At 63.2% G+C, this 19,602-nt stretch carries 29 protein-coding genes and 1 pseudogene; 26 read left to right on the forward strand and 4 right to left on the reverse strand.

Annotation, left to right across the window (positions count from 1 at the left end):
- Positions 1-174: 174 nt before the first annotated feature.
- From rpsJ to BLQ71_RS13060, 4 genes are read left to right on the forward strand one after another with little or no spacing between them, the layout of a single operon-like run.
- Positions 175-480, forward strand: coding sequence for a 30S ribosomal protein S10 (gene rpsJ / locus BLQ71_RS13045; RefSeq protein WP_023849092.1), 306 nt, complete (start codon positions 175-177; stop codon positions 478-480).
- A gap of 15 nt (positions 481-495) precedes the next feature.
- Positions 496-1,335, forward strand: a complete 840-nt coding sequence (gene rplC, locus BLQ71_RS13050; RefSeq protein WP_043137682.1) for a 50S ribosomal protein L3 — start codon at positions 496-498, stop codon at positions 1,333-1,335.
- Positions 1,332-1,949: a 50S ribosomal protein L4 gene (gene rplD, locus BLQ71_RS13055; RefSeq protein WP_043137409.1), complete on the forward strand. Its 618-nt coding sequence runs from the start codon at positions 1,332-1,334 to the stop codon at positions 1,947-1,949. Before rplC ends, rplD begins: the two co-directional genes overlap by 4 nt.
- A complete protein-coding gene (locus BLQ71_RS13060; RefSeq protein ID WP_043137403.1) occupies positions 1,946-2,242 on the forward strand; it encodes a 50S ribosomal protein L23 in 297 nt (98 codons plus the stop codon). The genes rplD and BLQ71_RS13060 overlap by 4 nt, the downstream gene beginning before the upstream one ends.
- A 229-nt stretch (positions 2,243-2,471) precedes the next feature.
- On the opposite strand, the gene BLQ71_RS13065 is transcribed toward BLQ71_RS13060, so the two are convergent.
- Positions 2,472-2,975 (reverse strand): hypothetical protein, encoded by a 504-nt coding sequence (locus tag BLQ71_RS13065; RefSeq protein WP_074622038.1) that lies wholly within the window; start codon positions 2,973-2,975, stop codon positions 2,472-2,474.
- Between the two features lie 372 nt (positions 2,976-3,347).
- Between BLQ71_RS13065 and rplB the strand changes: the two genes are divergently transcribed.
- The 5 genes from rplB to rplP are packed head-to-tail and all read left to right on the forward strand — an operon-like array spanning position 3,348 to position 6,006.
- Positions 3,348-4,190, forward strand: coding sequence for a 50S ribosomal protein L2 (gene rplB, locus BLQ71_RS13070; protein WP_043137397.1), 843 nt, complete (start codon positions 3,348-3,350; stop codon positions 4,188-4,190).
- Between the two features lie 3 nt (positions 4,191-4,193).
- Positions 4,194-4,472 (forward strand): 30S ribosomal protein S19, encoded by a 279-nt coding sequence (gene rpsS / locus BLQ71_RS13075; RefSeq protein WP_043137396.1) that lies wholly within the window; start codon positions 4,194-4,196, stop codon positions 4,470-4,472.
- Between the two features lie 3 nt (positions 4,473-4,475).
- A complete protein-coding gene (gene rplV / locus BLQ71_RS13080; protein WP_043137394.1) occupies positions 4,476-4,856 on the forward strand; it encodes a 50S ribosomal protein L22 in 381 nt (126 codons plus the stop codon).
- Positions 4,856-5,590 carry a 30S ribosomal protein S3 gene (gene rpsC, locus BLQ71_RS13085; RefSeq protein ID WP_043137393.1) on the forward strand — a complete coding sequence of 245 codons (735 nt, stop codon included), beginning with the start codon at positions 4,856-4,858 and terminating at the stop codon, positions 5,588-5,590. The genes rplV and rpsC overlap by 1 nt, the downstream gene beginning before the upstream one ends.
- A 2-nt stretch (positions 5,591-5,592) precedes the next feature.
- On the forward strand, positions 5,593-6,006 hold the full coding sequence (gene rplP / locus BLQ71_RS13090) for a 50S ribosomal protein L16 (protein ID WP_043137391.1): 414 nt from the start codon (positions 5,593-5,595) through the stop codon (positions 6,004-6,006).
- Positions 6,007-6,076: 70 nt separating this feature from the next.
- Here rplP and BLQ71_RS13095 read toward each other — a convergent pair whose 3' ends face one another.
- Positions 6,077-6,808: a lysozyme family protein gene (locus BLQ71_RS13095; protein ID WP_074622039.1), complete on the reverse strand. Its 732-nt coding sequence runs from the start codon at positions 6,806-6,808 to the stop codon at positions 6,077-6,079.
- Between the two features lie 91 nt (positions 6,809-6,899).
- On the opposite strand from BLQ71_RS13095, the gene BLQ71_RS13100 reads away from it, so the two are divergent.
- A complete protein-coding gene (locus tag BLQ71_RS13100) occupies positions 6,900-7,517 on the forward strand; it encodes a 2OG-Fe(II) oxygenase family protein (RefSeq protein ID WP_074622040.1) in 618 nt (205 codons plus the stop codon).
- A gap of 66 nt (positions 7,518-7,583) precedes the next feature.
- On the opposite strand, the gene BLQ71_RS13105 is transcribed toward BLQ71_RS13100, so the two are convergent.
- On the reverse strand, positions 7,584-9,176 hold the full coding sequence (locus BLQ71_RS13105) for an ATP-binding response regulator (protein WP_162846274.1): 1,593 nt from the start codon (positions 9,174-9,176) through the stop codon (positions 7,584-7,586).
- Positions 9,177-9,443: 267 nt separating this feature from the next.
- Here BLQ71_RS13105 and BLQ71_RS13110 point away from each other — a divergent pair, with 267 nt between their 5' ends.
- The 16 genes and pseudogenes from BLQ71_RS13110 (at position 9,444) to BLQ71_RS13185 (ending at position 18,167) form a co-directional block, all read left to right on the forward strand.
- Complete coding sequence (locus BLQ71_RS13110) at positions 9,444-9,878, forward strand: hypothetical protein (protein WP_133066126.1); 435 nt, start codon at positions 9,444-9,446, stop codon at positions 9,876-9,878.
- Positions 9,879-9,916: 38 nt separating this feature from the next.
- A complete protein-coding gene (locus BLQ71_RS13115; protein ID WP_133065657.1) occupies positions 9,917-10,186 on the forward strand; it encodes a hypothetical protein in 270 nt (89 codons plus the stop codon).
- Positions 10,187-10,339: 153 nt separating this feature from the next.
- Entirely contained in the window at positions 10,340-10,552 is a 213-nt protein-coding gene (rpmC, locus tag BLQ71_RS13120; RefSeq protein ID WP_043137381.1) for a 50S ribosomal protein L29, read from the forward strand.
- A 3-nt stretch (positions 10,553-10,555) separates the two neighbouring features.
- Positions 10,556-10,777 (forward strand): annotated as a pseudogene (rpsQ, locus tag BLQ71_RS13125) (30S ribosomal protein S17); the annotation flags it as partial.
- Positions 10,778-10,981: 204 nt separating this feature from the next.
- Complete coding sequence (rplN, locus tag BLQ71_RS13130; RefSeq protein ID WP_023851005.1) at positions 10,982-11,350, forward strand: 50S ribosomal protein L14; 369 nt, start codon at positions 10,982-10,984, stop codon at positions 11,348-11,350.
- Between the two features lies 1 nt (position 11,351).
- Positions 11,352-11,663, forward strand: a complete 312-nt coding sequence (rplX, locus tag BLQ71_RS13135; RefSeq protein WP_043137376.1) for a 50S ribosomal protein L24 — start codon at positions 11,352-11,354, stop codon at positions 11,661-11,663.
- Positions 11,656-12,237 carry a 50S ribosomal protein L5 gene (gene rplE / locus BLQ71_RS13140; RefSeq protein WP_074622043.1) on the forward strand — a complete coding sequence of 194 codons (582 nt, stop codon included), beginning with the start codon at positions 11,656-11,658 and terminating at the stop codon, positions 12,235-12,237. Before rplX ends, rplE begins: the two co-directional genes overlap by 8 nt.
- A 13-nt stretch (positions 12,238-12,250) precedes the next feature.
- Positions 12,251-12,556, forward strand: a complete 306-nt coding sequence (gene rpsN, locus BLQ71_RS13145) for a 30S ribosomal protein S14 (protein ID WP_043137373.1) — start codon at positions 12,251-12,253, stop codon at positions 12,554-12,556.
- A gap of 12 nt (positions 12,557-12,568) precedes the next feature.
- On the forward strand, positions 12,569-12,961 hold the full coding sequence (rpsH, locus tag BLQ71_RS13150) for a 30S ribosomal protein S8 (protein ID WP_043137371.1): 393 nt from the start codon (positions 12,569-12,571) through the stop codon (positions 12,959-12,961).
- 14 nt (positions 12,962-12,975) lie between these two features.
- Positions 12,976-13,509 (forward strand): 50S ribosomal protein L6, encoded by a 534-nt coding sequence (rplF, locus tag BLQ71_RS13155; protein ID WP_043137370.1) that lies wholly within the window; start codon positions 12,976-12,978, stop codon positions 13,507-13,509.
- Between the two features lie 12 nt (positions 13,510-13,521).
- Positions 13,522-13,881 carry a 50S ribosomal protein L18 gene (gene rplR / locus BLQ71_RS13160; protein ID WP_043137368.1) on the forward strand — a complete coding sequence of 120 codons (360 nt, stop codon included), beginning with the start codon at positions 13,522-13,524 and terminating at the stop codon, positions 13,879-13,881.
- A 156-nt stretch (positions 13,882-14,037) separates the two neighbouring features.
- Positions 14,038-14,619, forward strand: a complete 582-nt coding sequence (rpsE, locus tag BLQ71_RS13165) for a 30S ribosomal protein S5 (protein WP_043137365.1) — start codon at positions 14,038-14,040, stop codon at positions 14,617-14,619.
- A gap of 2 nt (positions 14,620-14,621) precedes the next feature.
- Positions 14,622-14,810, forward strand: coding sequence for a 50S ribosomal protein L30 (gene rpmD / locus BLQ71_RS13170; protein ID WP_043137362.1), 189 nt, complete (start codon positions 14,622-14,624; stop codon positions 14,808-14,810).
- Between the two features lie 148 nt (positions 14,811-14,958).
- Positions 14,959-15,744 (forward strand): MBL fold metallo-hydrolase, encoded by a 786-nt coding sequence (locus tag BLQ71_RS13175; RefSeq protein ID WP_074622044.1) that lies wholly within the window; start codon positions 14,959-14,961, stop codon positions 15,742-15,744.
- A 57-nt stretch (positions 15,745-15,801) separates the two neighbouring features.
- Positions 15,802-17,010 (forward strand): cytochrome P450, encoded by a 1,209-nt coding sequence (locus tag BLQ71_RS13180; RefSeq protein WP_074622240.1) that lies wholly within the window; start codon positions 15,802-15,804, stop codon positions 17,008-17,010.
- Complete coding sequence (locus tag BLQ71_RS13185) at positions 17,007-18,167, forward strand: cytochrome P450 (RefSeq protein ID WP_074622045.1); 1,161 nt, start codon at positions 17,007-17,009, stop codon at positions 18,165-18,167. The genes BLQ71_RS13180 and BLQ71_RS13185 overlap by 4 nt, the downstream gene beginning before the upstream one ends.
- A gap of 15 nt (positions 18,168-18,182) precedes the next feature.
- On the opposite strand, the gene BLQ71_RS13190 is transcribed toward BLQ71_RS13185, so the two are convergent.
- Positions 18,183-19,436 carry a DEAD/DEAH box helicase gene (locus BLQ71_RS13190; RefSeq protein WP_229754856.1) on the reverse strand — a complete coding sequence of 418 codons (1,254 nt, stop codon included), beginning with the start codon at positions 19,434-19,436 and terminating at the stop codon, positions 18,183-18,185.
- Between the last annotated feature and the right edge of the window lie 166 nt (positions 19,437-19,602).

The following is a 19,602-nucleotide window of genomic DNA, read 5'->3' on the forward strand; positions in this document are numbered from 1 at the left end:
CCGTCGGTTCGGGCGTCGTGTCCAAGATCATCGAGTAAGGCGCCCGCCGCCACTCGGCTGAAAGCATTGGAAGGGCGCCCCGACCGGGGCGCCCTGACACTTCCGGGTTCGACGAAGGTTTGCGGTGGTCGCAGATCCTCCTCTCAACCCCAACATCGTGAACAAGGCTGTTCAATGAACCAGAACATCCGTATCCGGCTCAAGGCGTTCGATTACCGCGTGCTGGACGCCAGCACCCAGGAAATCGTCAACACCGCCAAGCGTACCGGCGCAACGGTCCGCGGTCCCATCCCGCTGCCGAACAAGATCGAGAAATATACCGTTCTGCGCGGTCCGCACGTCAACAAGAAGTCGCGCGACCAGTTCGAGATCCGCACGCACAAGCGTCTGCTGGATATCGTCGATCCGACCCCGCAGACCGTGGACGCCCTGATGAAACTCGACCTCGCCGCCGGCGTGGACGTCGAGATCAAGGTATAAGGGAGGCCGATGAACATGCGCTCTGGAGTGATCGCAAAGAAGATCGGCATGACCCGGCTCTTCATGGAAGACGGCAAGCAGATCCCCGTCACCGTGCTGCAACTCGACAGCCTGCAGGTTGTCGCGCAGCGCACCAATGACCAGCACGGCTACACCGCCGTCCAGCTGGGCGCAGGCACCGCAAAGGTCAAGCGCGTCAGCCAGGCGATGCGCGGCCATTTCGCCGTTGCCAAGGTCGAGCCCAAGCGGAAAGTCGTGGAATTCCGCGTCGACCCCGAGAACCTGATCGAAGTGGGTGAGGAAATCATCGCCGACCACTACTTCGAGGGTCAGTTCGTGGACGTCAGCGGCATCACCATCGGTAAGGGTTTTGCCGGCGGCATGAAGCGCCACAACTTCGGCGGTCTGCGCGCCACGCACGGCGTGTCGATCTCGCACCGTTCGCACGGTTCGACCGGCCAGTGTCAGAACCCCGGCAAGGTGTTCAAGGGCAAGAAGATGGCCGGCCACATGGGTTCTGTCCGCGTGACCACGCAGAACCTGCAGGTTGTCCGCACCGACAGCGACCGCGGCATCATCATGATCAAGGGCGCCGTTCCGGGCCCCAAGGGATCCTGGGTGACTGTCAAAGACGCGGTCAAGAAGCCGACCCCGGAGAACGTCATTCTCCCCGCCGCGCTGATGAGCGCCAAGCGGGAAGCGATGAAAGCCGCCGAGGAAGCCGCAGCCGCCGCAGCCGCCGAAGCCGAAGCCGAAGCCAAGCGTCTTGCCGAAGAGCAGGCCGCCGCCGAAGCCGAAGCGCTGAAGGCCGCCGAGGCTGAAATCGAGGCCGAGAAGAAGGAAGGCGACGAATGAAACTCGACGTGATCAACCTCGACGGCGGTTCCGCTGGCGAAGTCGAGCTGGACGAGGCCCTGTTCGGGCTGGAGCCGCGCGCCGACATTCTCCACCGCGTCGTCCGCTGGCAGCGTAACAAGGCGCAGGCCGGCACGCACAAGGTCAAGACCCGCTCGGAAGTGTCCTACTCGACAAAGAAGATCTATCGCCAGAAGGGCACGGGCGGCGCACGCCACGGCTCGCGCAAGGCGCCGATCTTCCGCAAGGGTGGCATCTACAAGGGTCCGACCCCGCGGTCGCACGGCCACGAGCTGCCCAAGAAGGTCCGCAAGCTGGGCCTGATGCACGCGCTGTCGTCCAAGGTGAAGGACGGTTCGCTGGTGGTGATCGAAGCCGCTGCATGCGACGGCAAGACCAACACCCTTGCCAAGCAGGTCGCGAACCTGGGCTGGAAGCGCGCGCTGATCATCGACGGCGCCGAGGTCAACGAAAACTTCGCCCGTGCAGCGGCCAACATCGAGGGTCTCGATGTGCTGCCGAGCCAGGGCGCAAACGTCTATGACATCCTCAAGCGTGACACGCTGGTTCTGACCAAGGCGGGTGTCGAAGCACTGGAGGCTCGTCTGAAATGAGCGCGAAGGCAGAACACTACGACGTGATCCGCAAGCCGATCATCACCGAGAAATCGACGATGGCGTCTGAGAACGGCGCCGTGGTCTTCGAGGTGGCGATCGACGCGGCCAAGCCGCAGATCAAGGAAGCGGTCGAGGCGCTGTTCGGTGTCAAGGTGAAGGCGGTCAACACCACCATCACCAAGGGCAAGCAAAAGCGTTTCCGCGGCACCCTGGGTCGCCGCAAGGACGTCAAGAAGGCCTATGTCACCCTCGAAGAGGGCAACACGATCGACGTGTCGACCGGGTTGTGAGGTCGGCGGGATGAACCCCGCCCTACGAATTCGGAGAGGCCCTCGCAGAGATGCGGGGGCCTTTTCCTTTGAGGGATATCCGCGCTCGGACGGTCAGCGGTACAGAGAAGTCAGGGGTTTACCGGGGCGCTTAAAACGACTGTTCACGCTTGGGCCAATCCGAGCCAGGGGACGATGTGCTGCATGTGGGGCCGCCTTGCGGTTGGTCGCCAGTATGGCTGCCCTCCGGTCATCCGCATTTGGCCATCGCGAAATCGAAGGCCCTGGAGAACCCGATCGCCGAAAAGGTGTAGAGTGGCTTTCCTTCCTGCGCCAGAAACAGACTAGAGCCGGGCGCGGTTTCCGCGGCTTTCATGGCTGCAACAGCCTTATTCGCATCGGATCGATATTGAATCCAGATTTCTTGCGCGCCGTTTCGGACCATGCTCGTCACCCGAAATGCGTTCTGACCGATCACCAGACGCAGCTTCCTGGCCGGTTGCAGGCGTTTCCCGGGCAGGAGATAGATCTCGGGGCGCGCATCGCCGCGATGTCTCCAAACATATAGCAGTGTGTTGCGGTCCTCCCGCGCAGGTGTAACCGCCCAACATACCCGGCGGCCATCGTGGGTTTCGACGAAAGTGGACCAGTCGCTTTCGGCAGCGCGGCCTGGGCCAGTTCCGCAGATTGCCGATACGCTCAGGGAAAGAAGAAAAACGAGAACCGTTCTGATGACGAGGTGTCTCTGCCTCATGAACCCAGCCTCCGAACCTCATTGCCCGGTATTTCGTGATGCGGACAATCCACGCGAGGCTTGCACGTCTGCCCCGCACCTTGCCAAATGTACCCAAGATTGGGTTCCGCGTCTTTGATGTACCGCAAAGGATCTGATCCGCTTTGTTCGGAAGACAGGACCCGGGGCACTTGACCCCACGCGCTTCCTCCCTTACCAGACCGCATCCGCAGCAGCCCCGGATTCGTCCGGGGCTTTGCTATTGTCTGCGGATGTTGAGATTCGGGCACCTTCGGGGGCCTATACCACCGGGCACCTGCGGACGTAAGTCGAGGGGCCTTTCACATAGCCCCGGACACTTTCCGGGGCGCTAGCTAACGGAAGACAGAAAGCATGGCACTCAAGTCGTACAAGCCGACGACGCCGGGCCAGCGCGGGCTGGTGCTGATCGACCGTTCGGAGCTGTACAAAGGACGCCCCGTCAAGGCCCTCACCGAAGGTCTGACGAAGAAGGGTGGCCGGAACAACACCGGACGGATCACCGCTCGCCGCCGCGGCGGTGGCGCAAAACGCCTCTACCGGATCGTCGATTTCAAGCGCAACAAGTTCGATGTCAACGGCATCGTCGTGCGCATCGAATACGACCCCAACCGTACCGCCTTCATCGCGCTCGTCCAGTATGACGATGGCGAACAGGCCTACATCCTCGCCCCCCAGCGCCTGGGCGTGGGCGATAAGGTCGTCTCCTCGCAGAAAGCGGACATCAAGCCCGGCAACTGCATGCCCTTCAGCGGCATGCCGATCGGTACCATCGTCCACAACATCGAGCTGAAGCCCGGCAAGGGTGGCCAGATCGCACGCGCCGCGGGCACCTATGCCCAGTTCGTCGGCCGTGACGGTGGTTATGCCCAGATCCGCCTCAGCTCGGGCGAGCTGCGCATGGTCCGCCAGGAATGCCTGGCCACGGTTGGCGCGGTCTCGAACCCCGACAACTCGAACCAGAACCTCGGCAAGGCCGGTCGCGTCCGCCACATGGGCAAGCGTCCCTCCGTCCGCGGTGTCGTCATGAACCCGATCGACCACCCGCACGGCGGTGGTGAAGGCCGGACCTCGGGTGGTCGTCACCCGGTGACGCCCTGGGGCAAGCCGACCAAGGGCAAGCGCACCCGCAACACCAACAAGGCGTCGCAGAAGCTGATCATCCGCTCGCGCCACGCCAAGAAGAAGGGGCGGTAATCCATGTCGCGTTCCGTCTGGAAAGGTCCGTTCGTCGATTCCTACGTCCTGAAGAAGGCCGAGAAGTCGCGCGAGTCGGGCAAGAACGAAGTCATCAAGATCTGGTCGCGCCGCTCGACGATCCTGCCCCAGTTCGTGGGCCTGACGTTCGGCGTCTACAACGGCCAGAAGCATATCCCGGTCAACGTGACCGAGGACATGATCGGCCAGAAGTTCGGCGAATATGCACCGACCCGTACCTACTACGGTCACGCAGCCGACAAGAAAGCGAAGAGGAAGTAAGCCATGGGCAAGGATAAGAATCCCCGCCGCGTGGCGGACAACGAAGCGATGGCAAAGCTGCGCATGCTGCGCACCAGCCCGCAGAAACTGAACCTCGTCGCACAGCTGATCCGCGGCAAGAAGGTGGACAAGGCCCTCACGGACCTGACCTTCTCGAAGAAGCGGATCGCTGTTGACGTGAAGAAGTGCCTGCAGTCGGCCATCGCCAACGCCGAGAACAACCACGGTCTGGATGTCGACGAACTGGTCGTCGCCGAGGCCTACGTGGGCAAGAACCTGGTCATGAAGCGCGGACGCCCCCGGGCCCGTGGTCGTTTTGGCCGGATCAACAAGCCGTTCTCGGAACTCACCATCAAGGTGCGCCAGGTTGAGGAGCAAGCCTAATGGGTAACAAGACCAATCCGATCGGCATGCGCCTGCAGGTGAACCGCACCTGGGACAGCCGCTGGTACGCCGACACCAAGGACTATGGTGATCTGCTTCTCGAGGATCTGAAGATCCGCGAGTTCATCTTCAACGAGTACCGCAACCCGCCGAAGCAGGCCGGCATCAGCCGCGTGATCATCGAGCGCCCGCACAAGAAGTGCCGCGTCACGGTGCATACCGCGCGCCCCGGCGTCATCATCGGCAAGAAGGGCGCGGACATCGAGGTGCTGCGCAAGAAGCTCTCGTCGATGACCGACTCGGAACTGCACCTCAATATCGTCGAGGTCCGCAAGCCCGAGCTGGACGCACAGCTGGTCGGCGAGTCGATCGCTCAGCAGCTGGAGCGCCGTGTCTCCTTCCGTCGCGCGATGAAGCGGGCCGTGCAGAACGCCATGCGCATGGGCGCCCTGGGTATCCGGGTGAACGTGGCTGGCCGTCTGGGTGGTGCAGAAATCGCACGGACCGAATGGTACCGTGAAGGCCGCGTGCCGCTGCACACGCTGCGCGCCGACATCGATTATGCCAACGTCGAGGCGACTACGCCTTACGGCATCATCGGCATCAAGGTCTGGATCTTCAAGGGCGAGATCATGGAACATGATCCGCAGGCCCGCGACCGCAAGAACCAGGAACTCCAGGACGGTCCGGCCCCCCGTGGTGCCGGTGGCGGCCGCCGGGATGATCGGAGGTAACCATGCTTCAGCCAAAGCGTACTAAATTCCGCAAGGTTCAGAAGGGCCGGATCAAGGGCCAAGCCAAGGGCGGTTCCGATCTGAACTTCGGCGGTTACGGTCTGAAGGCTCTTGAGCCTGAGCGCGTTACCGCGCGCCAAATCGAAGCAGCCCGTCGTGCCATGACGCGTCACATGAAGCGTCAGGGCCGCGTCTGGATCCGTATCTTCCCGGACACGCCCGTGACCGCCAAGCCCATCGAAGTGCGTATGGGTAAAGGTAAGGGCTCGGTCGACCGCTGGACCTGCAAGGTCAAGCCCGGCCGCGTGATGTTCGAGATCGACGGCGTGAACGAGGAAATCGCTCGCGAGGCCCTGCGTCTGGCCGCGATGAAGCTGCCGATCAAGACCCGCGTCGTGGTCCGCGAGGACTGGTGACGTGATGGGTCGATGACCCATCCTACGGAAATTGGCCCCCGGCGCGAAAGCGGCGGGGGTTTTTCTTTGCTCAGCCGGGAAAGATCGCGGCCATCGCCCCGTCGAACCGTGCCCATGTCATCGTTGCCTTGTTGCCGGCGTAGCCCTCGTAATAGCTTTCGCCCGAGGGCAGGGGCAGCCCGGCCCAGACCTTGGCCAGACGGTACATGAAACTGCGGCGGGTGATCTCTCCACGCTGGAAGGCGAGGAACCCGGCGTCGGCCAGCAGTTGATCGGCCAGGCGATCCTGCAATTCAGGGGTAAAGCGCATCCGCTTGTCGATGTTCAGTTCGGCCACCAGAAAGCGCAGCGTGTCGGGGATGAACTGGTAACGCCCTATGGCATGCGGTTGTCCCGGTGTGGCGGCGATCCAGTCGAGGATTTCCTGAACGGTCAGCTCTGTCGGGCGTTTCGGGGGCTTTACGCGAGCACCGTGAATGATCGCGTCATAGCCGTCAGGCCCTGCCTCGGCCTCGGCGATCAGGCTGCGCAACCGGGCGACCGCGGACTTGTCGGTCAAAGGCCCGGGGGATGGAGCCGGGGCAGGACCCGCGTCCGACATGGGCGCGAGGAATCCCAGACGCCCTTCGTCGGCGAACAGGCTGGCGGGCCGGGCCGGTTTTGGCTGTGCCGCTGTGCGCAGGGCGATCAGCGGGGCGCGCGCGCTGCTTTCGCCGCGCGGAAAGAGCGAGGCGGATTGAGCCGACGCAATTCCGCCAAAGGCGAGCAGCGCCATCAGGATCAGGCAGCGGATCGGGAACATTCTGTTCTCACCTCTCGTTTGGCTGCGACCATGCCGCCGAGAGGTTGAGATTCCATTTCCCCCGGTGTCCGGCTTGGGCTAAAGCGCGGACATGACCAAGATCCGTTCGCTTTTTGCCACCCGTCTTTACCAGGCCCGGCTGTCCGAGCATGGCGCCATCGACACCGATGAACTGGAAGGTTCGTGCTATTCCATCGCCGAGGATGACGAGGCGGGGCAGGACTGGTGCGAGGAACAGGGCTATCCCGGCTACACCTCTTACGCATCGCTGACGGACCTGCCCTGGCGCTTTCCGATCTTTTCCGACCTGGTCAAGGTGCTTGACAAACACGTGGCGGGTTTTGCCGAGGACCTGGAATTCGATTTGGGAGACAAGAGCCTGGTGCTTGAGGATATCTGGATCAACATCCTGCCGGAGGGCGGTACGCATTCCGGCCATATCCATCCGCATTCGGTGATTTCGGGGACGACCTATGTTGCCATGCCCGAAGGCGCCTCGGCGCTGAAGCTGGAGGATCCCCGGCTGGCGATGATGATGGCAGCACCCACCCGCAAGAAGGGCTGCCGCGAGGAACTGAAGTCTTTCGTCTACGTCGCCCCCCAGGTGGGCGATGTGCTGCTTTGGGAAAGCTGGCTGCGGCACGAGGTGCCGCTGAACATGGCCGAGGAAAACCGCGTCTCTGTCAGCTTCAACTACAAGTGGGAATGAGGCCCGGTTCGGGATTGCCTGAAGCTAATGCTGTCCGGAATTTGACTGCCGACCGAAAGGTCGCTGTCAGACCTCGGGGTTGACGGTCCGTCGGCGCGCGGAGGTGGCTGTCTCCAACAGGGTCGTGATCGCGGCGCGCAGCTCCGGGGCGGGCACGGGTTTCGCCAGGACCAGGTCGATCCCTGACCCCTCGCCACCTGTCCCGGGCTTGGCAAGGCCCGTCAGAAGAATCGTCGGTGTCGCCGGGTGCCTGGCCTTGATTTGTGCCGCGATCTCGGCCCCTGTGACGGCGCCGGGAACATGGTTGTCCAGCAGGGCAAGGTCAAAGGTGGCGCCGTCGATGGCCAAAAGAGCCTCTTCGGCATTGGCGGTGGCCGTGACCGTGAAGCCCCAGCTGCGCAGGTTGCGCAGCAATACATTGCGGATCGATGCCTCGTCTTCCAGCAGCAGCAGGTGCAACTTGTCGAATTTCGTGGAGTCGCCGGCCGGCGCGGGGGCCGCGGCCGTGCATTTTCCCCGGTGCAAGGGAAAGAACAGACGCACGCACGTCCCGACATCGGGCTCTGACTCGATGGCGATCTCTCCCCCTAGTTGCCGCATGAAACCCGCCGCCATCGACAGGCCCAGGCCAGACCCCTTGGAGCGCGGCTTGGTCGTGAAGAAGGGTTCGGTGACACGGGCCAGGTTTTGGGCGGCTATGCCCTGACCATCGTCCCGGATCGACAGGCAGGCGTATTCGCCTATGGCGACCATCGGACTGGCCGCCGCTGTTTCCGCCCGGACCCGGATCGTCCCGCCCTCGCGGATGGCATCCAGCGCGTTGATGAGAATGTTCAGGATCACCGATTGCAGGTTGTCCCGATCGGCAAAGATCGGAATGGCCGCCGGGGCGCGGTCGACGATCATGGTGGGCTTCTTGAGGGAGGTCCGCTCGAACATGGCGACGGCGCGGGCCGTTTCTTCGCCAAGGTCCAGCGCCACGGGCCGGATCGTTGCCTTCTGGGCAAAGTTCAGAAGGCTGCGGGTCAGGGTGCCCCCACGCTTGGAGGCGGTGACGATTTCCGTCAGCAGTTGGTCGGTCAGCTCGCCGCCGGCCTCTTGCTGCAACAGTTCGGCGTTGCCCATGACAACGGCAAGGATGTTGTTGACGTCATGCGCGACGCCCGCGGTCAGTTCCCCAAGGGCGGCGAGGCGGTTGGCCTGGGCGCGGCGTTCCTCGGCCCGCCGGGCATCGGTGACGTCCAGGCTGCTGCCGAGGCCGCGCACGATCTCACCGGTTGCGCTGACTTCGGGGGCAACGATCTCGCGGATATAGCCAAGGCTGCGATCAGGGCGGAAAAAGCGGTACTCCATCTCGATGGTCTCACCCTGCAGGAGGCGCTGATAGGCCTCGCGCAGCAGGTTGCGATCCTCGGGGTGAATCATCTCCATCTCGCCTTCCAGGCCGCTGACCGAGGCGATGAATTCCTGCGGTGTCTGGCCAAAGATCGCCGCGTGGCGGACCGAGCAGACCTCGACGATGGATTGCCGTACATTGAAGACGAAATAGCCCAGCTGTGCGATGCGCGCGGCCTGTTCCAGCATCAGGGCATGGGACTGTCCGTCGATCCCGATCCGGCTGTAAAGCGCGTCGTCGCCAGAGGTCGGCCGATCTGACATGCGCTGCATCCCCCTGCTCGTCAGGTGCAAGTATACCGAGGCCGCGAATACCCCTGCAAGCGGTCAGAACGGGGCGCGGGAAGAGGCCGCAGGCGCGGGTTGGGCATCAATCCCTTGTTTGGATCATGAGTCCCACGCAAGCGTTGAGCATTGGTTAATTTTTCCGGGCATTGTCATCTCTAATCGCTGACAGTCTGCATTTCGCCGTAGACCAATGTTTCACCTTTGCCGTCGCATTCTGGCGACAGAGACACTTCGGGGGTTCAGATGGATATTCAAGTTTCCGGGGGCGGGCGGCTGGCCGCGAAGCTGCATCAATGCCAAGCTTATTCGCAGCGGTCAGGTCCTAGCAAGTCAGCCTATTCCGTGGGCCATCGCGCCAAGGCGCTGGTGCAACAGGCCTGCGCAAACGGCGAGAGCTTGCGCCAGGGGCAGGTGGCGTCAGGGATCGCGCGCAGGGCAGAGGAGAGTGCGGTGATCGAGGCCAGTTTCGTCAACCTGACCTACAATGCGACGACGATCATCGCGCATGACGATTCCGATTTGCCTGTCGACCCCGTACCGGCAGCGGCAGAGGGCGTGACCCCGGAGGGGTCGCAAGGCGCTACCGAGGGGGTCTCTGCCTACGATGCATCGGCCATCTTCGTCTCGGCTCAGATCACATATTCCGCCGCAAGCGTGGCCTTGGAATTGTTGCGTTAGCCGGTAGGTGACCGGTGTAATCTTTCCGACAATACCGGTTGGCGGGCGAAGGCAGCAGGGATACGTTGCCGGTCCAGAACTCGTTCGGTGACTGTGCGCCGATGTCCGACAAATGGGGCAAACCAACAAGTGCTCAGGCGGCTCTCCTGCCCGAGCGCTTCAGGGATTTTCGCGCGGGCCTGATGACCGGGGAGAGTTTTGTTTTCGAGCTGACCGATTTTCGCGGATCGCGCTCGAACGCGCGTTTTCCGGAAACCACGCCGGGCGACAGGTTCGGCCATGTCATCGGCGGTCGCGGAGCAAGCTGAGCGCGCGGGTGGGCCTCATCGCAGATAGTCCTTGCATGGACAGGGATTCTGGCCTAATGGGGCCGCTCATCCACGGACTCCACCGGAATCAGGGTGACCCTGCATGCTCGCAGGCAGGGGCCTACCGGTGATGTTGCAACAAAGGAGAGGCGCATGAACGCCCAGGAACTCCGTGACAAGTCCCCGGACGAACTCCGGGACCAGCTTGTCCAGCTGAAAAAGGAGGCTTTCAACCTCCGCTTCCAGGCGGCCACGAGCCAGCTGGAAAACACGGCGCGCATGCGCCAGGTGCGCCGCGACGTCGCGCGCATCAACACCGTTCTGAACGAAAAAGCCGCTGCTGCGGCCTCGACTGCGGAGGCGTAACGAATGCCCAAGCGTATCCTGCAAGGCACCGTCACTTCGACCGCCAACGCCCAGACCGTGACCGTTCAGGTTGTCCGTCGTTTCAAGCACCCCGTGCTTCAGAAGACGATCAAGAAATCCAAGAAGTACCGCGCCCATGACGAGGCCGGTGCTTTCAACGTCGGTGACGCGGTCTCGATCCGTGAATGCGCGCCGAAGTCCAAGACCAAGCGTTGGGAAGTGATGACCGACGCCATGCTGGAAGAGCACAACAAGGCGCGCGCTGAAACCGCCGCAGCCGAACGTGCCCGTTTTGAGGCCCAGAAGGCCGCAGAGGCAGAAACCGCCCAGTAAGGGCAGAGTCGAGCCCCCTTGCGGGGCTCGGTTGCATACGAAACCCCCGGGTCAATGTCTCCTTGACGAGCGGCCCGGGACGTCGGGAGAAAACTTATGATCCAGATGCAGACCAATCTGGATGTTGCTGACAATTCCGGAGCCCGGAAAGTTCAGTGCATCAAGGTTCTGGGCGGTTCGCACCGCCGCTATGCCTCTGTCGGCGACATCATCGTGGTGTCGGTGAAGGAGGCCATTCCGCGTGGCCGCGTGAAAAAGGGTGACGTCCGCAAGGCCGTCGTCGTGCGCACCGCCAAGGAAGTTCGCCGCGAAGACGGCACCTCGATCCGCTTTGACCGCAACGCCGCCGTGATCCTGAACAACGCAGGTGAGCCGGTCGGCACCCGTATCTTCGGACCGGTGGTGCGTGAGTTGCGCGCCAAGAACTTCATGAAGATCATCTCGCTCGCCCCGGAGGTGCTGTAAGATGGCCGCGAAACTGAAAAAAGGTGACACCGTCATCGTCCTGACCGGCAAGGACAAGGGCAAGACCGGTGAGATCGTCAGCGTCGACCCCAAGGCCGGCAAGGCCGTCGTCGACGGGCTGAACATCGCCATCCGCCACACTCGCCAGACCCAGACCAGCCAGGGCGGTCGTATGCCCAAGGCGCTGCCGATGGACCTGTCGAACCTGGCCTTCGTCGACGCCAACGGCAAACCGACCCGCGTCGGCTTCCGCATGGAAGGCGACAAGAAGGTCCGCTACGCCAAGACCACGGGGGACGTGATCGATGCTTGATATGGAAAGCTACACCCCGCGCCTGAAGGCCCAGTATCGTGAGACCATCAAGGCCGCGATGAAGGAGCAGTTCGGCTACACGAACTACATGCAGATCCCGAGCCTGCAGAAGATCGTGCTGAACATCGGCTGCGGCGCCGAGGCGGTCCGCGACTCGAAAAAGGCCAAGTCGGCCGTCGAGGACCTGACCAAGATCGCCGGCCAGCAGGCCGTCGGCACCAAGGCCAAGCACAGCCACGCCCCGTTCCGCCTGCGTGAGGGCATGATCATCGGCGCCAAGGTCACCCTGCGTGACGTGCGCATGTATGAATTCCTCGACCGCCTGGTGACCGTTGCAATGCCGCGTATCCGCGACTTCCGCGGTGTGAAGCCGTCCTTCGACGGTCGTGGCAACTTTGCGATGGGCCTGAAGGAACACATCGTGTTCCCCGAGATCGATTTCGACAAGGTCGACGAGGTCTGGGGCATGGACGTGATCATCACGACCAATGCGAAGGAATATGGCGAGCACTCGGCCGACGCACAGGCCAAGGCCCTGCTGACCCATTTCAACATGCCGTTCACCAAGGCGTAAGAGGAGCGATATCATGGCTAAAAAAGCAATGATCGAGCGCGAGAAGAAGCGCGAGCGCCTGGTGGCCCGGTATGCCGCCAAGCGCACTGAACTGAAAGAAATCGCAAACGACGAATCGAAGCCGATGGAAGAGCGCTTCAAGGCCCGCCTCAAGCTGGCCAAACTGCCGCGCAATTCCTCGCCCACCCGGCTGCACAACCGCTGCCAGCTGACGGGCCGTCCGCACGCCTACTACCGCAAGCTCAAGATCAGCCGTATCGCCCTGCGCGACCTCGGTTCGAACGGCAAGCTGCCCGGCGTCGTGAAGTCGAGCTGGTAAGGAGGGGATGAGATGAACGATCCTATCGGCGATATGCTCACCCGTATCCGCAACGCACAACAGCGTGGCAAGTCCACGACGTCGACACCGGCGTCCAAGCTGCGCGGCTGGGTTCTGGATGTACTGGCTGACGAGGGCTATATCCGCGGCTACGAAAGCAGCACGGACGAGCGCGGCCACCCCGCGTTCGAGATCAGCCTCAAGTACTTCGACGGCACGCCTGTCATTCGCGAAGTGAAGCGGGTCTCCAAACCCGGTCGTCGCGTCTACATGAGTGTCAATGACATCCCGCAGGTCCGCCAGGGGCTGGGTGTGTCGATTGTCTCCACCCCCAAGGGTGTGATGTCGGACGCAAACGCACGCGCAGCCAACGTCGGCGGCGAAGTGCTCTGCACCGTATTCTAAGGAGGCCTGAACACATGTCTCGTATTGGTAAGAAGCCGGTCGAACTGCCCTCGGGCGTGTCGGCCAGCGTCTCCGGCCAGACCATCGAAGTGAAGGGCCCGAAAGGCACCCAGAGCTTTACGGCCACGGATGACGTGACCCTCAAGGTCGAGGAAAATGCAATCTCGGTGGAACCGCGCGGCAAGTCCAAGCGTGCCCGCCAGCAGTGGGGCATGTCCCGCACTGTGGTTGCGAACCTCGTCCACGGCGTCCAGAACACCTTCAAGAAGGAACTGGAAATCCAGGGCGTGGGTTACCGGGCTCAGCTGGCAGGCAAGGTCCTGAAGCTGAACCTGGGCCTGTCGCATGACGTGGATTTCCAGATTCCCGACGGCATCACCATCACCTGCCCCAAGCCCACCGAGATCATCATCGAAGGGCATGACATTCAGCAGGTAGGCCAGGTTGCGGCGAACATCCGCGACTGGCGCCGGCCCGAGCCGTATAAGGGGAAGGGTATTCGCTACAAGGGCGAGTACATCTTCCAGAAGGAAGGCAAGAAGAAGTAAGGACGCAAGGCAATGGCAAACAGCAAACGTGTACTGTTCCAGAAGCGCCGCCTGCGCGTCCGGAACAAACTTCGCAAGGTCAACGCAGGTCGCGTTCGCCTTTCGGTTCATCGTTCGAACAAGAACATTTCTGTCCAGCTCATCGACGATGTGGCGGGCAAGACCCTGGCAGCAGCATCCTCGCTGGAGCCGTCGCTGGGTGTTGTCGGCAAGAACAACGTCGAAGCAGCAGCCAAGGTGGGCGCGGCAATCGCCGAGCGCGCCAAGGCAGCCGGTGTCGAAGAAGCATACTTCGACCGTGGCGGCTTTCTCTTCCACGGCAAGGTGAAGGCCCTGGCCGACGCTGCGCGTGAGGGTGGCCTGAAGATCTGAAGTTTCGGTGCGCAGTCTCTGCGCACCGTTCGCAAGCTGCGCCTCCGGGCGCAGCTTATTTTGCAGGCGGGAACGCCTCGATGATCGAGGGGCCGGACGGCCCACTGCGATTGAACAAACCGGTGCTCTTGGGCACCACGAGAAAAGGAATGCCTTATGGCAGAACGTGAGAACAAGCGTGGCGGCGGCCGCGGTCGTCGTGACCGCGAGGAGCAGGCGCCCGAATTCGCCGATCGCCTGGTGGCGATCAACCGTGTGTCCAAGACCGTCAAGGGTGGTAAGCGCTTCGGCTTCGCCGCGCTCGTCGTCGTGGGCGATCAGAAAGGCCGCGTCGGCTTTGGCAAGGGCAAGGCCAAGGAGGTCCCCGAGGCCATCCGCAAGGCCACCGAGCAAGCCAAGCGCAAGATGATCCGCGTGCCGCTGAAAGAGGGCCGCACCCTGCACCACGACGCCAAGGGCCATCACGGCGCAGGCAAGATCACCATGCGGACCGCCCCCCAGGGTACCGGTATCATCGCAGGTGGTCCGATGCGTGCCGTCTTCGAGATGCTGGGTGTTCAGGACGTCGTTGCCAAGTCGACCGGCTCGCAGAACCCCTACGCGATGATCCACGCCACGCTGGACGCCCTGCGCAACCAGCAGTCGCCGCGCAACGTTGCGCAGCGTCGTGGCAAGAAGGTCGCCGACATCCTGCCCAAGCGTGATGACGCGCCCGCAGCCGAGACCGAGGAGGCCTGATCATGGCTAAGACCATTGTCGTCAAACAGGTCGGTTCGCCGATCCGCCGCCCTGCCATCCAGCGTCAGACCCTGGTCGGCCTGGGCCTGAACAAGATGCACCGCGTGCGCGAGCTGGAAGACACTCCGGCGGTTCGCGGCATGATCCGCAAGATCCCGCACCTGGTGGAAATCGTCGAAGAGCGCGACTGAGCCTCTTTGCCGATGTGAACAAAAAGCGCCCTCCGGTTCGTCCGGGGGGCGTTTTCCGTTTTACGGGGGCTATCTCGGAAAGTTCAATTTGTCGCCGGGCGGGGTCGCACTACCGTCTCCCGGGAACAGAACACTGGGAGCGCTACACATGACCTTCACCCGACGCAATTTTCTTCATACCGCCGCTGCCGCCGGCAGTATCACGGTTCTGCCTTTCGCGGGTCGTGCCGGTGGCCACCTGCCGAACGAGTTCAAGACCTCGGAAGGCACGGTTCTGGTGCATCCCGTGCACCATGCGTCCATCGTGCTGGAGACGCCGGTGGGCACGATCTACGTCGATCCGGTGGGCGAAGTCTCGGAATACGAGGGCTTTCCGGATGCCGATCTTATCCTGATCACGCACCAGCACGGCGATCACTACAATGCCGATGTGTTGGCCGCGCTGAAGGGCGAAAACACCCAGATGCTGACCAATCCAGCGGTTTTCGACATGCTCTCGGACGAATTGAAGGTGAACACCAACGCACTGGCCAATGGCGCCAGCGCCAGCCTGACCGACCTTCAGGTGGACGCCATCCCGGCCTACAACATGACCGAAGGGCGCGAGAACTTTCACCCCAAGGGGCGTGACAATGGCTATGTCCTGACGATGGGCGATTTCCGCATCTACGTCTCGGGTGATACCGAGGACATCCCGGACATGCGCGCATTGGAAGGCATCGACCTCGCCTTTGTCTGCATGAACCTGCCGTTCACCATGACGGCCGAGGCCGCAGCGGACGCGGTCCGCGAATTCGCTCCGACCTATGTCTATCCCTACCATTATCGCGGCCGGGACGGCGGCACGCAGGACCCGGCGATGTTCGCAGAGATGGTCGGTGACGCGGCCACGGTGAAGATGGGTGACTGGTATGCCCCGGGCGAGCTTGGCTGACAGCGCCTCTTGCCGAACCGAATGGCCTTCCGCAAAATCCTTGCGGGAGGCTTTTTCATGGCACTGGATGTTTCGACCTTCGATCTCAACGCGATCGGCCCGGATTTCATCGAAAATCCGCACCCGGTCCTGCACCGGCTGCGGCAGCAAAGCCCGGTCCACCGCAACGCGGACGGCTCTGTCTTTCTGACCCGCTTCGACGATTGCATGGCCGTCTACCGAAGCCGCGACATGCTGTCCGACAAGACAGAGGCCTTTGGCGAGAAATTCGGCCAGTGCCCGCTGCAAAAACACCACACGACCAGCCTGATCTTCAACGATCCGCCTTATCACACGGTGGTGCGCAAGCTGATCTCCGGCGCCTTCACGCCGCGCAAACTCGCCGAGTTCGAACCGCTGATCGACAAGATCGTGGATCGTCTGCTGGACCGGGTCGAAGACCTGGGAGAGCTGGACCTGATCGAGGACTTCGCCAAGGTTCTGCCGACCGAGATCATCAGCTTCATGCTGGGCATCCCTGAGGAATACCGAGCGCGGCTGCGCGGTTACTCGCTGGCGATTCTCGGTGCCCTGGACCCGGTGGTGCCGGAGGAGCGGCTGGCCGAAGGCAACCGCGCGGTCGAGGAGTTCGGAGAGATCCTTGGCGATCTCATCGACCATCGCCGCCGCAACCGCGAGGGCGCGCATGAAGGCGAGGTGCTGGAATCGCTGATCTTTGGCGAACACGAAGGGCGGCGGCTGACGCAGGAAGAGCTGATCCAGAACTGTATCTTCTTGCTGAACGCAGGCCATGAGACGACGACAAGTTTCGTCGGCAATTCTGTCGGCCTGTTGATGGACAACCCTGACCAGCACCGGATGCTGTTGGACGACCCGGACCTGATCGGTTCGGCGGTCGAGGAGTTCCTGCGGGTCGAAAGCCCGCTTCAGATCGGCAATCGGCTGGCTGGCGAGGAAATCGAGCTGTCGAGCGGGGTATTGCCCAAGGGCACATATATCCACACCTCCATCGCTGCGGCCAACCGCGATCCAGATGTCTTTCCCGATCCCGACCGGCTGGACATCACGCGCAAGCCCAACCGGCAGATCGCTTTCATCACCGGAATTCACGTCTGTCTTGGCGCCTCTCTGGCGCGGGTCGAGGGCAAGATCGCCCTTGGGAAATTCGTGCGGCGCTTTCCCAGGCTGGCGGCGAATGGCCCGCGCGCGCGGGTGCCGCTGGCCCGGTTCCGCGGGTATGCGACACTGCCGGTCCGCGTGCGATGAGCGACGCGCCCCGGGTCGACCTGGACCCCGCAGAACTGGTTGCCGATCCCTATCCGTCGCTCGCCCGTCTGCAGACCGAGACGCCCATCGCCTTTGTCCCGCAACTGGGGGCCACACTGATCACCCGGCGGAACGTGATCTTTGAGCAGGAAAAGCGGATCGAGGTGTTTTCCTCGCGCCAGCCGCAGGGGCTGATGACCCGGCTGATGGGCGAGAACATGATGCGCAAGGATGGCGAGGAACACGGGGCCGAACGACGCGCCTGTTTCCCTGCCTATTCGCCCCGTACTGTGCGCGACCGCTGGTCCGACGCCTTTCGCAAAGCGGCACAGGATGCGCTGGAGGACATGGCCGGACAGGGGGCGTGCGATCTCGTGCGCGACTACGCCATGCGCCTGTCGGGAGAGGCCTTGCGGGCAATCACCGGGCTGCACGGGCTGACCTGGCAAGAGATGGATGCCGTCAGCCAGGGGATGATCGACGGGATCGCTAATTACACCGGCGACCCGGAGGTCGAGGCCCGGTGCCACGCTGCGACGGCCCGGATCGATGCGGCCATCGACGCGCAGGCGGGCGATCCGCCGGAAATGTCCCTGTTGGATGTGCAGATGCGCGCCGGGCTGCCGATGGACAGCGTTCGGGCGAATATCAAGCTTGCGATCTCCGGAGGCCAGAACGAACCGCGTGACGCGATTGCGGGCTGTGCCTGGGCGCTCTTGGCCCATCCGGCAGAGCTGGCCCGGGTGCGGGCGGGCGAGGCAAGCTGGCAGGATGCTTTCGAGGAGTTTGCCCGCTGGATCGCCCCCATCGGCATGAGCCCACGTGAGGTTGCGCGGGAAGATGTGGTGGAAGGGGTGCGCTTCGATCCCGGCGACAGGGTGTTCCTGATGTACGGCATCGGAAACCGCGACCCGGAGGTTTTTGAGCGGCCAGAGGTCTTTGACGTGACGCGCGACACCCGGCCGAGCCTGGCGTTCGGCGCTGGTCCGCATTTCTGCGCAGGGGCGGCGGCGTCGCGATCGCTGATCGCCGAGGTCGCGCTGCCGATGCTGCTCGAGAGGTTTCCGGGGATGGAACTGGCCGGGCCGGTGGCGTTCACCGGCTGGGCGTTCCGGGGGCCGAAATCGGTCCCCGTAAGGCTCGGGGGCGCCGTTTAGCGCCCCCGGTCGAACTCAGGCCGCCTTGGAGCGGCGGGTGCGGCTGCGGCGCGGGCGCCCGGGTTTCGCGGCGTTGCCACCGGGGCGATTGCCGGGGCGCCGGTTTCCGCCGCCGCCACCGCGAGAGGGCTTCTTGACCGGCTCCCACGGTTCACCGCCCGCCACTGCGATGTCGCGGCCCATGACCTTGAGGATCGCATGGAACTCACCCATCTCGGTGGGCGCACAATAGGCGATGGCCGTGCCGTCCAGGCCGGCGCGCGCGGTACGCCCGATGCGGTGGACATAGTTGTCGGCAACGTTCGGCAGATCAAAGTTGTAGACGTAGCGCACCGAGGGAATATCGATGCCGCGCGCGGCCACATCCGTAGCGACCAGCACCTTCAGTTCGCCGTCACGGAACGCCTTGAGCGCGCGGTCGCGCTGGCCCTGGCTCTTGTTGCCGTGGATCGACCCGGCGGCAAAGCCCTTGGCTTCGAGGTGCTTCTTCAGCTTCTCGGCGCCATGCTTGGTGCGCGAAAAGACCAGCGCGGCCTCTGTGCGGTGTCCGTCCAGGTGGTTGACCAGCAGGGAGGCCTTGTGCGCCTGTTCGACGAAATGCACGCTCTGCTCGATGCGCTCGACGGGTTTGCCCGGAGGTGTCACCTCGATCCGTACGGGATTGGTCAGGTAGGCGGCCGCGATCTCTGCCATCTGCTTGGGCATGGTGGCCGAAAACAGCATGGTCTGACGTTCTGCGGGCAGATGCCTGGCGATCTGGCGCAGCGCGTGGATGAACCCGAGGTCCAGCATCTGGTCGGCCTCGTCCAGCACCAGGAACTCGGTCCCGTCAAGGCGCACCGACTTGCGTTCCATCAGGTCGATCAGGCGGCCCGGGGTGGCGACCAGCAGGTCGGTGCCCTTGGCCAGCCGCTGTGCCTGCGCGTTCAGCGATGCGCCGCCGGTGACGATGCCGATCTTGACCGGGGTGCCGGCGGCGTAGATGCGCAGGTTGTCAACGATCTGCTTGGCCAGTTCGCGCGTCGGCGCAAGGATCAGCCCGTGCACGGACTTGGCGGCGGGGCGCGCCTGCTTGCGCATCAGGGTCGAGATCAGCGGCAGGCCGAAGGCGGCGGTCTTGCCGGTGCCGGTCTGCGCCAGGCCCATGACATCGCGGCCGTTCATGGCGTGCGGAATGGCCTGGGTCTGGATCGGGGTGGGTTCGGTGATGTTCTGTTCGGCCAGGTTGGCCAGGAGGCGGGGCGGCAGCCCCAGCATGTCGAAATCCAAGAGTACGTCCTTTAGTGCGGGGGATGCCCGCGAAATCATGCGTTTCCCGCCACGACAGGTGTCGCGGCGCGCACGGGTGAGACCGCAGACCTGGGCGCGGGGCATCGTGCCATCGCGCCTGTTGCGGTTCTGGACCCCCGCGTGAAATGGGAACCATGTTGGAAAG

Origin of the sequence: Antarctobacter albus (genome assembly GCF_900101505.1) — a bacterium.
GTDB classification, from domain to species: Bacteria; Pseudomonadota; Alphaproteobacteria; order Rhodobacterales; family Rhodobacteraceae; genus Antarctobacter; species Antarctobacter albus.

What these genes read in the sequence shown, in the direction of transcription:
- rpsJ (WP_023849092.1), top strand. Translation starts at nt 175, where the DNA reads ATGAACCAGAACATCCGTATCCGGCTCAAGGCGTTCGATTACCGCGTG.
- rplC (WP_043137682.1), top strand. Translation starts at nt 496, where the DNA reads ATGCGCTCTGGAGTGATCGCAAAGAAGATCGGCATGACCCGGCTCTTC.
- rplD (WP_043137409.1), top strand. Translation starts at nt 1,332, where the DNA reads ATGAAACTCGACGTGATCAACCTCGACGGCGGTTCCGCTGGCGAAGTC.
- BLQ71_RS13060 (WP_043137403.1), top strand. Translation starts at nt 1,946, where the DNA reads ATGAGCGCGAAGGCAGAACACTACGACGTGATCCGCAAGCCGATCATC.
- BLQ71_RS13065 (WP_074622038.1), bottom strand. Translation starts at nt 2,975, where the DNA reads ATGAGGCAGAGACACCTCGTCATCAGAACGGTTCTCGTTTTTCTTCTT.
- rplB (WP_043137397.1), top strand. Translation starts at nt 3,348, where the DNA reads ATGGCACTCAAGTCGTACAAGCCGACGACGCCGGGCCAGCGCGGGCTG.
- rpsS (WP_043137396.1), top strand. Translation starts at nt 4,194, where the DNA reads ATGTCGCGTTCCGTCTGGAAAGGTCCGTTCGTCGATTCCTACGTCCTG.
- rplV (WP_043137394.1), top strand. Translation starts at nt 4,476, where the DNA reads ATGGGCAAGGATAAGAATCCCCGCCGCGTGGCGGACAACGAAGCGATG.
- rpsC (WP_043137393.1), top strand. Translation starts at nt 4,856, where the DNA reads ATGGGTAACAAGACCAATCCGATCGGCATGCGCCTGCAGGTGAACCGC.
- rplP (WP_043137391.1), top strand. Translation starts at nt 5,593, where the DNA reads ATGCTTCAGCCAAAGCGTACTAAATTCCGCAAGGTTCAGAAGGGCCGG.
- BLQ71_RS13095 (WP_074622039.1), bottom strand. Translation starts at nt 6,808, where the DNA reads ATGTTCCCGATCCGCTGCCTGATCCTGATGGCGCTGCTCGCCTTTGGC.
- BLQ71_RS13100 (WP_074622040.1), top strand. Translation starts at nt 6,900, where the DNA reads ATGACCAAGATCCGTTCGCTTTTTGCCACCCGTCTTTACCAGGCCCGG.
- BLQ71_RS13105 (WP_162846274.1), bottom strand. Translation starts at nt 9,176, where the DNA reads ATGTCAGATCGGCCGACCTCTGGCGACGACGCGCTTTACAGCCGGATC.
- BLQ71_RS13110 (WP_133066126.1), top strand. Translation starts at nt 9,444, where the DNA reads ATGGATATTCAAGTTTCCGGGGGCGGGCGGCTGGCCGCGAAGCTGCAT.
- rpmC (WP_043137381.1), top strand. Translation starts at nt 10,340, where the DNA reads ATGAACGCCCAGGAACTCCGTGACAAGTCCCCGGACGAACTCCGGGAC.
- rplN (WP_023851005.1), top strand. Translation starts at nt 10,982, where the DNA reads ATGATCCAGATGCAGACCAATCTGGATGTTGCTGACAATTCCGGAGCC.
- rplX (WP_043137376.1), top strand. Translation starts at nt 11,352, where the DNA reads ATGGCCGCGAAACTGAAAAAAGGTGACACCGTCATCGTCCTGACCGGC.
- rplE (WP_074622043.1), top strand. Translation starts at nt 11,656, where the DNA reads ATGCTTGATATGGAAAGCTACACCCCGCGCCTGAAGGCCCAGTATCGT.
- rpsN (WP_043137373.1), top strand. Translation starts at nt 12,251, where the DNA reads ATGGCTAAAAAAGCAATGATCGAGCGCGAGAAGAAGCGCGAGCGCCTG.
- rpsH (WP_043137371.1), top strand. Translation starts at nt 12,569, where the DNA reads ATGAACGATCCTATCGGCGATATGCTCACCCGTATCCGCAACGCACAA.
- rplF (WP_043137370.1), top strand. Translation starts at nt 12,976, where the DNA reads ATGTCTCGTATTGGTAAGAAGCCGGTCGAACTGCCCTCGGGCGTGTCG.
- rplR (WP_043137368.1), top strand. Translation starts at nt 13,522, where the DNA reads ATGGCAAACAGCAAACGTGTACTGTTCCAGAAGCGCCGCCTGCGCGTC.
- rpsE (WP_043137365.1), top strand. Translation starts at nt 14,038, where the DNA reads ATGGCAGAACGTGAGAACAAGCGTGGCGGCGGCCGCGGTCGTCGTGAC.
- rpmD (WP_043137362.1), top strand. Translation starts at nt 14,622, where the DNA reads ATGGCTAAGACCATTGTCGTCAAACAGGTCGGTTCGCCGATCCGCCGC.
- BLQ71_RS13175 (WP_074622044.1), top strand. Translation starts at nt 14,959, where the DNA reads ATGACCTTCACCCGACGCAATTTTCTTCATACCGCCGCTGCCGCCGGC.
- BLQ71_RS13180 (WP_074622240.1), top strand. Translation starts at nt 15,802, where the DNA reads ATGGCACTGGATGTTTCGACCTTCGATCTCAACGCGATCGGCCCGGAT.
- BLQ71_RS13185 (WP_074622045.1), top strand. Translation starts at nt 17,007, where the DNA reads ATGAGCGACGCGCCCCGGGTCGACCTGGACCCCGCAGAACTGGTTGCC.